Below are 13,554 nucleotides of genomic sequence, written 5' to 3'. Positions count from 1 at the left end.
GGCGAATCTCCAGGTGAGTGACGTCGTACGACGCCCTGTTCGAGGCCAGAGGTTAAAGAACAAGCTTAGACACTCCCCCAGACAGCCGATGCCGTCGGTTGGGGAACACCGTGTACGCCTTATTTGATGAAGCCTTCCACAACCTTCGGCGGCCAGGTGCCGACCTTGAGGACACCCATGGAGTAGGTGCGGGAAACGAGGGCGGCGCGGTTGGGAACCTTGAGCTTGCGCAGCAGTCCGGTGACGTGGTACTCGACGCCCTGACGGCTTAGGTACAGGCGGGAGGCGAGGGGGATCGTTGAGACTCCGGCGGCTATGCCCTCCAGAATCCGGGCCTCGATCTCACTGAGTATCTGCTCGCGCGGCGCCATCACCACGGTATCCTGAGCCTTCTTCTCCGCGGCGGGCATGGATACAAGAATTGCCTCCACGTCGGGGATGTGGCCGCCGCGAACGGCCATGGCACTCAGAGGGAGCCTGGAGGCGGTGTGATCCTGGCCGACCATGATGACCTCAGTTACGAAGCGCTGCCGCTTGCCCTCCAACATCCGTAAGAACTGCCGCATTAGGGGCTGCTGGACGCCAGGGTGAACTAGATCGCAGAAGTGCTTGCCGCACAGCTGGGTCGCCGGTCCGCCGAAGCGGTGGTCGAACTCCTGGTTGACCTGCTGGATGGTGAGGAACCGGTCCAGACAAGCGACGTAGGCTCCGACCCAGCCGAGCCCGTGGGCGGCAGCTGCGGCCGGCTCCGGAGAACCGTTCGGGCCAGTGATCTGTGCGCGGTTCATGAGGGTCGTGTGGGGAGTGAGCGTCATGGAAATCGGATCCTTTCTTTTTGACGCATTCGCGGGGAAACGTAGGACGGCACGGGTCTGCAGAGGCGGATCGGTACCTTGTCTCGGCGGTATCGGATAGCCGCCTGTCGGTGTGGTGCAGCACCCTGGCCGCCAGGAAGGCGAGGAGCCGTGCGGCCACCCGATCCGACTGCCGCACGTTGGGCAGAAGTGGTCGAGGTCTGGTTGCTGGTGAACGCCATCCGGCACCGACGCTCGTCCAGGTGCGGCAACAACGATTCGAACTCCGCGGCCAGGACGGCCTCGATCCCCTCCGGTACCCCCTCACCACTAGGACGTACTCCGGAGTTGGAGGCCACCAGTTATTTTTCGGCAAGCCCTAAGCCGGTGCGGTGGGGCGCCGGCCGTTCAGCTAGGTGGCTGGTCCTTCCATGATCCGGAGAGGCGGATCTTACTGTTCATCAAGCCATACGGGCTACCTTGTCCGGATTTCATGACGCCCAGTTCAGCCTCTGACGGGTTGATTGACAGCCCGCTTCGGGCCGCTAATCAATGACTGTTTCGCTACTGAACCAGGAAAGGTGTGCACTAACAGTCTCTGCAGCTCCCCCCTGATGCTAGACGTCTGGTAATTGGCACGTGAGGCTTCAGTGGGCGGTTTGTGATTCTTTGGGTGGGTCTGCTGTCGCCTGATGGTGTGGCGGCTGGGCGGAATCGGCTGGTCCGCGGTTGTTGATCTGGTGGTGTGACCGGGTGAGTGAACGCAAGCCGTACCCAAGTGACTTATCGGACGAGCAGTGGTCGTTGATCGAGCCGGTGATCACCGCGTGGAAGAACCGGCACTGCTCGGTCAGCGGCCACCAGGGCGCCTACGACATGCGGGAGATCGTGAACGCGATCCTCTACCAGGGCCGGACCGGCTGCCAGTGCTCCTACCTCCCGCACGACCTGCCGCAGAAGAGCGCGACCTACTACTACTTCGCCGCCTGGCGGGACGACGGCACCGACCAGGTGATCCATGAACTCCTGCGCTGTCAGGTCCGTGAGCGCGCCCGGCGATTAAAGGAACCGACCCTGGTGGTCCTGGACACCCAGAGTGTCCACGTGGCCGCCGGGGTCCCCGCCACCACGAGCGGTCACGATCCGGCCAAGCGGGTGCCCGGCCGCAAGCGCGGACTGGCCGTGGACGTCCTCGGCCTGGTCATCGCGGCCGTCGTCCTCGCCGCGAACACCCATGACAACGCCGCGGGCATCGCCCTGCTGGACCGAGTCACCGAGCACGCCAGCGGCACCGTCCGCAAAGCCCTGGTCGACCAGGGCTTCAAGAATCAGGTCGTCATGCACGGCGCCGACCTGGGCGTCGACGTCGAGATCGTCGCACGCGACCCGCAGGTCAAAGGGTTCGTGCCGCAGCCCAAGCGGTGGAGAGTCGAGCAGACCTACGGGATCCTGATACTGCACCGGCGCCTGGTCCGCGACTACGAGCACCACCCCTCCTCCTCCGCCTCACGCGTCTACTGGGCGATGACCCACGTCATGACCCGACGCCTCACCAGCGCGAACACCCCCACCTGGCGCGGTGCGCAGGCGGTGGCAACGTGAGCATCCAGCCTCTGCTCGAGGCCCTGGCCCTCCAGGAAGACGCCGCCCGGGCCCCGGCCGACGACCTCCGTGCACAGATCGACGACCTGCAGAACCAGTTGCGGGAGGCCGAGACGCACCTGGAGCACCTCGCGATCACCCGCAAGACCGTCACCGGCCTCGCCGACCGGCTCCCGGCCGTTGTGCCTGCGGCCCTGCCCGAGCACCCGGACTACCCCCGCATCCTTGCCGCCATCAACCACGCGACCGGACCGCTGCGGGCCAAGGACGTCTGCGAAGCCCTCGGCCACGAACTGCTGCCGAAGAACGTCGAAGGCACCCGCGCCAAGCTGAAACGCCTGGTCAAACTCGACATCCTCACCGAGGCCGACACCGGCAACTTCGCGAGGAAGCCATAGCCGGACACCTATGTCCAGCAATCTCTGGCCGCAATCTGGCGTGCGTACTGGTCCTCCGGGCCGATGTCTTGAACTACCTTCTGGGCTTCTTGCACCCGACCCGTCTCGCACATCAGTCGAACAAGGACGTACAGGGCGCCACGGTCGCCGTCTTCGGCGCGGTCACGCAGCGCCGCCTCCATACCCCGCTCTCGAAGCGATCTGTTAAGTCTTCGACGTGCGTGGTTATCCGTGAGGGCGCGCTCCGTAAGTTCTGGAATCCGTTCCGCTCGGGCCAGCAGATCCATGTGCCACAGATGGTTGTCGTGCATGTCTGGATCGTCGGAGAAGCATTCGGCGTGGGCGCTTACCAGCGCGATCGCCACGTCCCAATCTTGAAGCTGTTCCGCCGCCCGAGCTCGCTCCAACCAGTCCACAAGACGAGTATCGCCTGTGGCCCCACCGGACAGCGCCTTTCGAAGTAACCGCTGATGAGCGCCCTCAAGGCAAGACACGGTCAAATGCTCACGAACCGCCCTGTAATAGCTCATCGGTGGGCTCGAGCGCAGAAATGCAAAGGCTCGCTGTGCGAGGTGGAAGCCTGCCTCCGTTCCGGACTGGAGTCCGTGGTCAGACCTGCTCCGCCTCGCCCCTCGCCCTGCCGGTCGGAGACCTTCGGTAGTTCCGGAGCCTCGATTTCTTGTCAAAGACCGGTCCCGCCCGGCAGGAGCTGGGGCATCACAGGTTTCATGTCGCCAGCCCGCTGGCAGGGGCCGACCTCTCAGTAGTTCGTGAGCCCGAGAGCTCTTCAGCAGACCGAGGGAGTCTGTCAAACGAGCGGTGTAACTGGGGTAGTTGGGGCTACTGGCGGGCTGCCGACAGGCGGCCGTCGAAGGTGATGTCGAAGGCGTTCAGCGCGGTCTTCCAGCGCATGGTCCAGCGGGCCTGGCCCTTGCCCGTGGGGTCGAGGGACATGATCGCCATGTAGACGCACTTCAGGGCGGCCTGCTCGTTGGGGAAGTGTCCACGGGCCTTGACCGCCCGGCGGATGCGGGCATTCACCGACTCGATCGCGTTGGTCGTGCAGACGATGCGGCGGATCTCGGTGTCGAACCGCAGAAACGGGGTGAACTCCTCCCAGGCGTTCTCCCACAGCTTCACAATCGCCGGATACTTCCGGCCCCAGGCGTCGGCGAACTCGGCGAACCGCTCCAGAGCGGCCTCCTCGGTCGGCGCCGTGTAGACCGGCTTCAGAAGCTTGGCGATCTTGTCCCAGTCCTGGCGGGCGGCATAGCGGAAGGAGTTCCGCAGCAGATGCACCGCGCAGGTCCGCACGATGGTCCGCGGCCAGGCGGTCTCCACCGCCTCGGGCAGGCCCTTGAGCCCGTCGCAGACCAGCATGAGGACGTCGTTCACGCCGCGGTTCTTGATCTCGGTGAGGATGTGCAGCCAGTGCTTGGCGCCCTCGCCGCCGTCACCGGCCCACAGGCCCAGGATCTCCCGCCGGCCCTCGGCGGTGACGGCCAAGGCCACATAGATCGGCCGGTTGGCGACCGCGCCGTCGCGGATCTTCACGTGGATGGCGTCGATGAAGACGACCGGATAGACGGTGTCGAGGGGCCTGCTCTGCCACTCGGCCATGCCCTCGAGCACCTTGTCGGTGATGGTGGAGATGGTCTGGCGGGAGACGTCAGCGCCATAGACCTCGGCCAGGTGGGCCTGCACCTCGCCGGTGGTCAGGCCCTTCGCGGCCAGCGAGATCACCATCTCGTCGACCCCGGTTAGGCGCTTCTGCCGCTTCTTGACGATCTTCGGCTCGAAGGAGCCGTCCCGGTCGCGGGGCACGACGATCTCCACCGGCCCCACGTCGGTCAGCACGGTCTTGGAGCGTGTGCCGTTGCGCGAGTTGCCGCCGTTCTTGCCCGCCGGATCATGCTTGTCATAGCCGAGGTGGTCGGTGATCTCGCCCTCCAGGGCGGACTCCAGCAGCCGCTTGGTCAGCTGCTGCAACAGCCCGCCCTCGCCGGTCAACTGCAGGCCCTCGGCCTGGGCGCGGCTCACCAGCTCGTCGATCAGCTGGTCGTCCACGGCCTTCGCCGACACAGCCGCTGCCGACTCGACAGCGTCCTGCTCAGCCACGTTCTCACTGGTCATCGATGCATCCTCCATGATCGAGAGTTACACCGAACGATTTACAGTCCCTCCCACCACAACGGAGTGTCGACCTGGGCCCGGCCCGGCGGCCCGGGGGCGCTGCTGCCGGACGGCCATTACCCGTTGGACGCGGAGGGGATGCGGCTCGGGCAGCGGGACATGGAGCGGGAGGTGGCCTGGAGCCTGGAGGACGGGAACGCTGAGCTCGTCGTCGGTGCGATGGCGCATGTGCGATGGATACCCCTGTCCCGTACCTCGGTGGGCACGCAGCTGGTCGTCGACCACCGCGAGGGGCCGACCGAGGGTGCGGTCCTGGAGATCGACCAGGACGTGGAACTGTGGGGCGTGCTGCGCTGGAAGAGTCTGGCGGAGATGTTCGCGGAGACGGTGAAGTCCCTGGAGACCGGACGCCCCATGGTGACCGCGATCGGCCAGGAGATCCGGGCTGAACACGTGCATGAGACGGACGGCACCCGGCACCTGGTCTGGCACTGATCCCGTGAGGGGGACCGGCACGACGACCGGTCCCTACAGAAGAGCTGCACCCACAGCGGAAAGTGACCCGCAGGGAGCAGCGGCACACGCGGGCCATACCGGCGAACTGTCCACCGTCCTGCGCAGCGAGTTGCCGTCCGTTGCGTCGGACGCTCACACCGTGGGCAGGCTGACCGGGGCATCCGTCCCCTTTGCCGGGCGCGTGCCGCCTGCGGCCGACCGGTGACACGTGCCGACCGCACTGTTCGGCGGTGAACAAGCGCAGGAACTCGGAGCAGTGCTGGGGACACAACCCCCGGCGGCGATGTCCGGGGCGGAAGCGGTGACAGCCGGTGCGGACAGGCGGCCCCCATCAGCTGGGACATGGTGTGTGGTCGGCTCGGTGGTCGTCCTGCGTGCCGGTGTCGGCGCGCAGGACGGTCTGGCGGTTTCAGTGAGTGGCCGCGGGCGCTTCCTCATCGGCGTCGGACTGGCGCGGTACCGGTACCTCGTCGGCACTGGGAGACGTTCCGGTCTCCCGGGGCGGGGGCAGGACCGGCGTGGCGGTGACGCTGCCGGCGAGGCCGAGGCGCAGGTGTACGAGCTTGGCGATGTCGGCGAGGGTGCCGTCGGCGCTGCGGAGCAGTTCCATGGGCGGGATCTCGATCTCGTAGCGGGTCTGCAGGGTGACGAGGAGTTGTGTGGCCATGAGGGAGTCCAGCCCGTAGGTGTCCACGCGCTGGTGCGGGTCGATCTGTTCGGCGTCCATGTGCAGCACCTCGGCGAGCATGCCGACGAGATGGGATTGAAGGTAAGTGAGTGCCTCCTCGGGAGACATCTGTGCCAGTTCGCGCAGCAGCTCCTCCTTGCTCTGCCCGCCGCCGGCGCCGCCGGCCGGCACCAGACTGCTCAGCCGGGGGGTGTTGACCAGTGTGAGGAGCCGGCTGAGCCGGGCCCAGTCCGCTCGTGCGACCAACGCTGTCTCGCAGTCGCTGTCAAGGAGGCTTTCTGCCTGGGTGAATGCCTCGTCCGGCCGCATGGTCCGCAGGCCAAGGGCCGACATGGAGGAGGCGAGGTCGTTCCGTGCGACGTAGCCGGCGTCGCTGATCGCGCCCCAGGCCAGGGCGAGCCCGGGGCTGCCGCTGTGCCGACGGCTGCGTACCAGCGCTTCCAGGTACAGGTTGGCCGCCGCGTACGGTGCCTGGGTGACCGTTCCGACGTAGCCGCTGCCGGAGGAGTAGAGGAGGAAGAGGTCGCACGCCCGGTCACGGGTCAGGGTGTCCAGAACGACGGCACCGCTGATCTTCGGCGCCATCACCGCGGCCATGCGTGCGGCGTCCAAGGCGAGGAGTTCCGCGTCGTCCAGGTGCATCGCGCCGTGGACGACGCCTCGCAGCGGGTGTCCGCCCGCGTCGATGTCCGCGATCACCTCGCGCATGGCGTCGAGGTCACCGGCGTCGGCCGCGTAGGCCGTGGCGGTGACGCCCCGTTCGCGCAGGCCGGCGAGGACGGTGTCGGCCTCCGGGGCCAGTGTGCCGCGGCGGCTGACGAGCGCCACGTGACGGGCTCCGAGGCCGGCCAGCCACTGTGCGCTCGCCGCGCTGAATCCTCCGGTGCCACCGGTGATCAGGTAGGTGCCGTCGGCGTCAAGGCGGGGTGGCCGCGGCCGGCGTACCACCTGGGGCGGTTCGTCCAGCGAGTCGAAGGAGACGACGACCTTTCCGATGTGGCGCGAGTGCTGCAGGTGGGTGAACGCCTCGGTGACGCGTGCCGCGGGGAAGACGGCATGCGGCAGCGGCCGCCAGGCGTTCACTTCCGCGGCTTCGTCCATTTCCCGCAGCAGGGAGTCGATCTGTGCTTGCTCGTTGAGCACCTTGGTGAGGTCGATGCCGAAGAAGGCGATGTTGTTCTTGAACGGGTTGAGCAGCAGCGGCTTGTTCTCGTAGATGTCCCGCTTACCCAGTTCCAGGAACCGGCCGCCGGAACGGAGCAGTTCGAGGCTGCGCGGGATGGCCTCGCCCGCCAGGGAGTTCAACACCACGTCGACGCCGCGGCCCTGGGTGAGGGCGGCCACGTGCGCCGCGAAGTCGAGGGAGCGCGAGTCCAATACGTGCCGCATCCCCAGGGCGCGCAGAAAGTCCCGTTTCAGTGCGCTGCCCGCGGTGGCGATGATGTGGGCCCCGCGTTCGAAGGCGTAGCGCAGTGCGGCGAGCCCGACGCCGCCCGCCGCGCCATGGACGAGGACGGTCTCGCCCGGCTGGAGGCGGGCCAGAGTGCTGAGGGCGTAGTGGACGGTGGTGAGGGCCACCGGCATGGTGGCGGCCTCGGTGTACGTCATGGTGCCGGTCAGTGGCAGCAGGCCCAGTTCACGGGTCACGGTGTGGGAGGCCAGGGACGCGGGGGCGAGGCCGACGACGCGGTCGCCGGGCTTGAACCGTGTGGCACCGGGGCCGCAGGCCACGACGACACCCGCGCACTCCAGGCCGCAGCCGTCCTGCGTGGGCGTGTCCTCGATCGCTTCGGAAGGCAGCAGACCCACGCTCTGCATGATGTCGCGGTAGTTCAACGCGGCGGCCCGTACCTCGATCAATACTTCTCCCGGCCCCGGTCGCGGGCATTCCTTCTCCTGCCACTCAAGCTGGTAGGACAACCCGGGCTTGCGTACCCGCAGCTGGTACGACAGTGCTTCGGTGGCGGGTTCGGCGGTGGGGCGTGGCACAGTTCGCGGCACGAAACGGCCCTGCCGGGTGAGGATGATCTCGTCCTCGTCGGTGGGGGACAGCAGTTCACGGCCGAGTCGCCGGCCGTCGGCGGCTGTGTCGTCGCTCGGGTGCAGGGACAGCCGACGGCAGTTGAGGTGCGGCAGTTCGTTGACCAGACACCGGCCGAGACCCCACAGGACGGCGTCGGCGGGATCGGTGCTCTCGGCTGTTTCGGCGGTCCCGCACGGCTGCGTCACGAGCCACAGTTCGATGCGGACGTGCTCGGGCAGTTCATCGCAGGCGGCGGCGAGGGTGCGCAGTGTCTCTGCGCGTCGCGTGGCACGGGCCAGTACCTCGGTGGGCGTGGCCTCGTCGGCTGTGCCGAGAAGCAAAGTGACGGCGAGCGTGCTTTTGCCCGCCGCTTGGGCGGCGGGGCCCAGGAGCCGCTTCCAGTCCTCGGGTGCCCGGACGGCGAGGCTCGGCGCCGTCGCCTGGGCACCGCTGTCGGTGAGGGCCTGGGTGAGGGCGGCGGCGAGGGGCTCTGCCTGAGGGGTTTCGGGGACTGTGAGGAAGACAGTGCCCTCCCGGTCCTCGGAGATGGTCGGCGGGGAGGTGTCCGGCGCCTCGGCCGACGTCGCCCCGGCGCGGGCCAGCAGCACGGAGAAGTGGTCACGCGCGGGCGCCCGGTCGTCACCGCTCTGGAACACGTCAGGGAATCCGCACGTGCGCAGCAGCTCGGGCCACTTGTGCCGGGCGAGAAGCAGCGAGTGGGGGCGCAGGTCGGTGTCGGTCTGCCCGTAGAAGCTGTCGAGCGTGCCGAACAGCGGGGTCAGGATCGCCACGTCGTGGCTCTCCACCGCGAGCAGCGCGCCGTTGCCGGTGAGCAGGGAGGCGACGTGGCGCAGAGCGGTGCGCAGGTCCTTCGCCGTGTGCAGGGCGTTCCCGGCCACCACCAGATCGAAGGAGTGCGGTGTGAAGCCTTGCTCGCCGGGGGCGACGTCGAGGTCGAACGTGCGGTAGTCGACGAAATCGTGCGCCGCGAAGCGGGACTGGGCCCGGGGGAAGAAGAACGCCGAGGCGTCGGTGAAGCAGTACGTGGTGCGGTCCGCGGGCAGCAGCGGCAGCAGCGCCGCTGTGGTACCGCCGGTACCTGCCCCTACTTCCAGGATGCGCAGCGGCCGGTCGGCGGGCCATGCGCGCACGATCTCGCGGAGCATTTCCCGGGCGATGCGGTTGTGGAAACGGCAGACAGGGGAGGTGTCGTAGAACTGTTCAAGGGTGCGGACGGAGGCGTCGTCGGTCAGCATCTCCATCGGGTCGCGGTGGCCGCGCAGCACCTCGGGGAGGCTTCGCAGGTGCTGGGCGGCCAGTGCGTGCTCGTGGACGAACGCCGGCGTCTGCAGTGCAGCGCGCGGCATGACGTCGGACACCTCGGTGTCCGTGCGGCGCAGGTGGTACCGGCCGTCCGGCGCGGGCCGGGCCGCGCCGTGCCGGCACAGGGCGGGCATGAGCAGCTCGACGAATTTGACGTACCGCTCGTCCAAGCCGTGCTGGACCATGTCCTGGATGGTCCAGGGACCGGCGTGCGGGAGGAGATCGGCCAGTACGTTGCCGACCTGTTCGGCGTAGTCCTCGGTGAAGAACGGCACGCCGTCCTCGTAACGCATCGCCCGCCACGCTTCACGCAGTCGGGCGAGGGGCTCGGCGCAGCCGGCGGCCACCTGTTCGGGAGAGGGCATCGGTGACGGAGCGAGGGGCTCGCTCTGCCAGGGCGCGGCGCGCAGCACCGTGTGGTGGACGGTGAGCGGCGGGCGCTGGGCGGCGCTGAAGCGGCGCATACGGCAGCCATCGAGTTGGACGGTCACCCTGCCGTCGGGGTCGCGGACGGTGATGTCCCAGCACACCTCGCCATTGGTCCGAGAGCGCTCGACGACGCGGATGGTGCCGGTGGGTGCGGGGGTGCCCCAGGTGCGGACCGCCGCGATGAGCGCGGGCAGGTATGCCTCGCCCCGGTCCAGTTCCTCGGCGAGCAGAGGGATGCCGGCCTGGAGCGCTCCGTCGAGGAGGGCCGGGTGCACGGTGTAGGACGCGGCCGGCGGGTCGTAGGAGTAGTGGGCCAGGACGCCGTCCTCGTCCACGTGCAGTTCGGTCAGCACTTGGAAGGCCGGTCCGTAGTTCAGCCCGGCGGCGGCGCACCGGCTGTAGTGGTCGTCGGCGGTGATGCGCCGCAGGGCTGGTTTGTCGGCTTCGGCGTCGGCGCCGATGGGGGCGGGGTCGGGCCGGGGGATGGCCAGGCGCCGGACGCGGGCCCGGGCGTGCGGGCGGGGTTCCTCGCTCCGGTCGTCGCTGCTGCAGACCCGCACGACGCCGTCATCCGGATCGAGCGAGACGTGGATGTGCACGTCGGAGGCAGTTGCCCAGGGGATGACCAGCGCAGTGCTGATCTCCAGGTGCTCCATCTCCACGGCGTCACCGAGCGTCCTTCGGCCGGCGGCCAGGGCCATCTCCACGTATCCGGTGGCGGGCATGACGACGGATCCGGCCACTCGGTGGTCGGTCAGCCACGGTACGAGGACGGGTTCGACGGCGCCCGCCCACAGCGGGGTGGGTGCGGTGAGCCGGGCGCCCAGCAGGGGATGCTGGTAGGGGCCGGCGGGGGTCCATGACTCCTTGGTGCCGCTCCAGTGCCGCTCGCGCTGCCAGGGGTAGGCCGGCAGCGAGACCACCCTTCCGGGCACGGGGAAGTACTGCTCGAGGCCGGTGGCCGGGTTGACGGCGAGCAGCCTGGCGTGGGCGGTGGCCAGATCGTGCGGTCCCTCGCCGTTTCGGTGCAGGCTCGCCAGGACGGCGGTGGGCGTCCACGGGCGGGTACCGGCGATGCGGCGCAGGTAGCCGCGCAGAACGGGATGGGGGCCGATCTCCAGGAAGATGTCGGCGCCGTCGGCCATGGCCTCCTCGACCGTGTCGCTGAAGACGACGGGCTCGCGGACGTTGCGCCACCAGTAGTCGCCGTCCAGGTCGGCGCCGGGGGTGCGGGTCCCGGTGACGGTGGAGTAGAAGGGGATGGTGGCGGGGCCCGCCTCCAGGTCCTTGAGGGCGGCGGTCAGCGCTGCCTGCTGCGCGTCCATGGTGCGGCTGTGGAAGGCGTAGTCCAGGCCGAGGTCGTGGAAGAAGACGCCGCGGTCGGCCAAATCTTCACCCAGCGCTGCCAGGGCGGCGGCGTCCCCGGCGACGGTGACGTCCGTGCCGCTGTTGATGCCCGCCACCTCCAGCCGGTCCCCGTAGGAGCGCAGCGCCTCCTCGGCTTCGTTGCGGCCCAGGCCGACGGCCGCCATCCGGCCCGTTCCGGCGGTGGCGGCCTGCATCGCACTGCGTTCGTGAATCACGAGCGCGGCCTGACTGAGCGTCAGCGCACCGGCGGCGTGCGCCGCGGCGACCTCGCCGACGCTGTGACCAAGAACCATGGCAGGTTCGACACCCCGCTCCCGCAGTACGGCGACCACACCCACCTGCACGGCGAACAGCAGCGGTTGGGCGACCTCGGTTGCCCGCAGACGCCCCTCGTCCACCGGCCGGGCCAGCTCGTCCGCCACCGACCAGCCCAGACGAGGCGCCAATTCGGCGTCCACGGCCTCGACGGCGGCGCGGAAGACGGCGTCATGCGCGAGTAGATCCGCGCCCATGCCCGCCCACTGCGAGGCGTTGCCGGCGAAGACGAACGCCACCCGTCCGTGCCGGACCGCGTGGACCGCGGCGGCAGGGTCGTCGGCGACGCGGGCGAGCCGGTCGGCGGCCTCCGCTGCGGTGGGCGCGAGCACCACCGCGCGGTGTTCGTGCTTCCCGCGGCGCAGGCACGAGGTGTAGGCGATGTCGTAGAAGGCGTCCTCGTCCGCGGTCGCCAGGCGGTCGGCCATCTGGGAGGCCGCTTCGCGCAGTGCTCCCGCGGTGCGTCCCGTCACCATGATGGGCAGCTCGCGTGGCCGCTCCGGGGTATCGGATGCCGCCTCGCTGGGGGCGGCGGCGATGACGGCATGGGCGTTGGCGCCGCCAAAACCGAAGGAGTTGACCCCGACGACCGCCCGTTCAGGACGTCCCAGGGGGCGGTTCTCGGTGACGAGGTCGAGCCCCAGACCGGTGAAGTCGATGGCGGGGTTCGGTACGTCGGCGTGCAACGAGGCGGGAGCCGTGCCGTGCCGCAGGACGAGCAGCGCCTTGCACAGGCCGGCCATGCCGGAGGCGGGCTCCAGGTGGCCCACGTTGGTCTTGACCGATCCGAGCGGCAGGGGTCCGGTGATGCGGCGGATGCCGAGCGCCTGGCCGATCGCCCTCGCCTCGATCGGGTCCCCCACGGCGGTGCCGGTGCCATGTCCCTCGAAGTAGACGAGCTCGTCGGGGTGCACGCCGGAGTCCGCGTACACCTGGCGCAGCAACTGCTCCTGCGCCTCGGCGCTGGGCAGGGACAGGCCCATGGTGTGTCCGTCGCAGTTGCTCGCGGTGCCGAGGATCACGCCGTGCACCCGGTCGCCGTCGGCGAGGGCGTCGCTCAGCCGCTTCAGCAGGACCATGCCGCCGCCCTCGGCTCGCACGAAACCGTCGGCGTCTGCGGAGAAGGAAGCGCACTTTCCTCGCCGCGAAAGCATCGCGGCCTGTGAGAAGCCGACGTAGTGGTACGGGCTGAGCAGGATGTTGGCGCCGCCGCACAGCGCCGTGCGGCTCGTGCCGTCCCGCAGTGTGCGGCAGGCCCGGTCCAGGGCGACGAGCGAGGAGGAGCAGGCAGTGTCGATCGCCATGCTCGGTCCCCGCAGGTCGAAGGCGTGGGAGAGCCGGTTGGCGGCGATGGAGGAGGCGCCGCCGGACATCGTGTACGGGCCGATGCGGCGTGGGTCGAGCATCTGCAGCGCACCGTAGGACGCGTCGGAGACGCCCACATAGACGGCGGTATCGGTGCCCTTGAGGTCCGAGGGATCGACACCGGCGTCGTCCAAGGCCTCGGTGGTCAGCTCCAGGAGCATCCGGTGCTGGGGGTCCATGTGGGCCGCTTCCTTGGGCGAGATGCCGAAGTAGGCGGCGTCGAAGCGCTCGATGTCGTCGAGGAAGCCGCCCGCGGCTGTGTAGCTCTTGCCGGCGCGGGGCAGCTCGGTGTCCACGAAACGGTGCGGATCGAAGCGGTCCTCGGGCATGTCCGTGACGAGGTCGCGGCCTTCCAGCAGGGCGTTCCACAGACTGTCCATGTCCGTGATCCCGCCGGGGAGTCTGCAGGACACGCCCACGACGGCGATGGCCCGTTCGTCGGCGGAAACGGGCGCTGGTTCCAGGTTCACGGGTACGGCCTTCCTCGCAACATTCTTTCCGCTCGGCCCAGGACGGCCGGCACCACCCACGCACCTTAGGGTCACAGAGGTGTCGCGCAGAGCCACTAAATTGCCCTGCCGCACCCCCCCTTGGGCGACC

General features: G+C 68.9%; 7 protein-coding genes and 1 pseudogene. 3 read left to right on the top strand and 5 right to left on the bottom strand.

The annotated features are described in order from the left end of the window. Positions 1-119: 119 nt before the first annotated feature. A complete protein-coding gene (locus tag IE242_RS35725) occupies positions 120-815 on the bottom strand; it encodes a LuxR C-terminal-related transcriptional regulator (RefSeq protein WP_189866942.1) in 696 nt (231 codons plus the stop codon). Between the two features lie 155 nt (positions 816-970). Then, positions 971-1,153, bottom strand: a pseudogene (locus IE242_RS39520) (hypothetical protein); the annotation flags it as partial. A gap of 394 nt (positions 1,154-1,547) precedes the next feature. Between IE242_RS39520 and IE242_RS35720 the strand changes: the two are divergent. Both IE242_RS35720 and IE242_RS35715 read left to right on the top strand, forming a co-directional pair. After that, positions 1,548-2,396: an IS5 family transposase gene (locus IE242_RS35720; RefSeq protein WP_189866940.1), complete on the top strand. Its 849-nt coding sequence runs from the start codon at positions 1,548-1,550 to the stop codon at positions 2,394-2,396. Next, the gene (locus IE242_RS35715; protein WP_189866939.1) at positions 2,393-2,794 is read left to right on the top strand and encodes a hypothetical protein; all 402 of its coding nucleotides are present in this window, start codon (positions 2,393-2,395) and stop codon (positions 2,792-2,794) included. The genes IE242_RS35720 and IE242_RS35715 overlap by 4 nt, the downstream gene beginning before the upstream one ends. 8 nt (positions 2,795-2,802) lie before the next feature. On the opposite strand, the gene IE242_RS35710 is transcribed toward IE242_RS35715, so the two are convergent. Beyond that, complete coding sequence (locus tag IE242_RS35710; protein ID WP_229859921.1) at positions 2,803-3,159, bottom strand: hypothetical protein; 357 nt, start codon at positions 3,157-3,159, stop codon at positions 2,803-2,805. Between the two features lie 475 nt (positions 3,160-3,634). Then, entirely contained in the window at positions 3,635-4,927 is a 1,293-nt protein-coding gene (locus IE242_RS35705) for an IS256 family transposase (RefSeq protein ID WP_229859919.1), read from the bottom strand. A gap of 63 nt (positions 4,928-4,990) precedes the next feature. On the opposite strand from IE242_RS35705, the gene IE242_RS35700 reads away from it, so the two are divergent. Beyond that, positions 4,991-5,422 carry an SMI1/KNR4 family protein gene (locus IE242_RS35700; protein ID WP_189866935.1) on the top strand — a complete coding sequence of 144 codons (432 nt, stop codon included), beginning with the start codon at positions 4,991-4,993 and terminating at the stop codon, positions 5,420-5,422. Positions 5,423-5,852: 430 nt separating this feature from the next. On the opposite strand, the gene IE242_RS35695 is transcribed toward IE242_RS35700, so the two are convergent. Beyond that, positions 5,853-13,424: a type I polyketide synthase gene (locus tag IE242_RS35695; protein WP_229859917.1), complete on the bottom strand. Its 7,572-nt coding sequence runs from the start codon at positions 13,422-13,424 to the stop codon at positions 5,853-5,855. Between the last annotated feature and the right edge of the window lie 130 nt (positions 13,425-13,554).

Origin of the sequence: Streptomyces poonensis (assembly GCF_014650915.1) — a bacterium.
Lineage (GTDB): Bacteria > Actinomycetota > Actinomycetes > Streptomycetales > Streptomycetaceae > Streptomyces > Streptomyces poonensis.
This window is presented reverse-complemented; position numbering and strand designations above follow the sequence as displayed.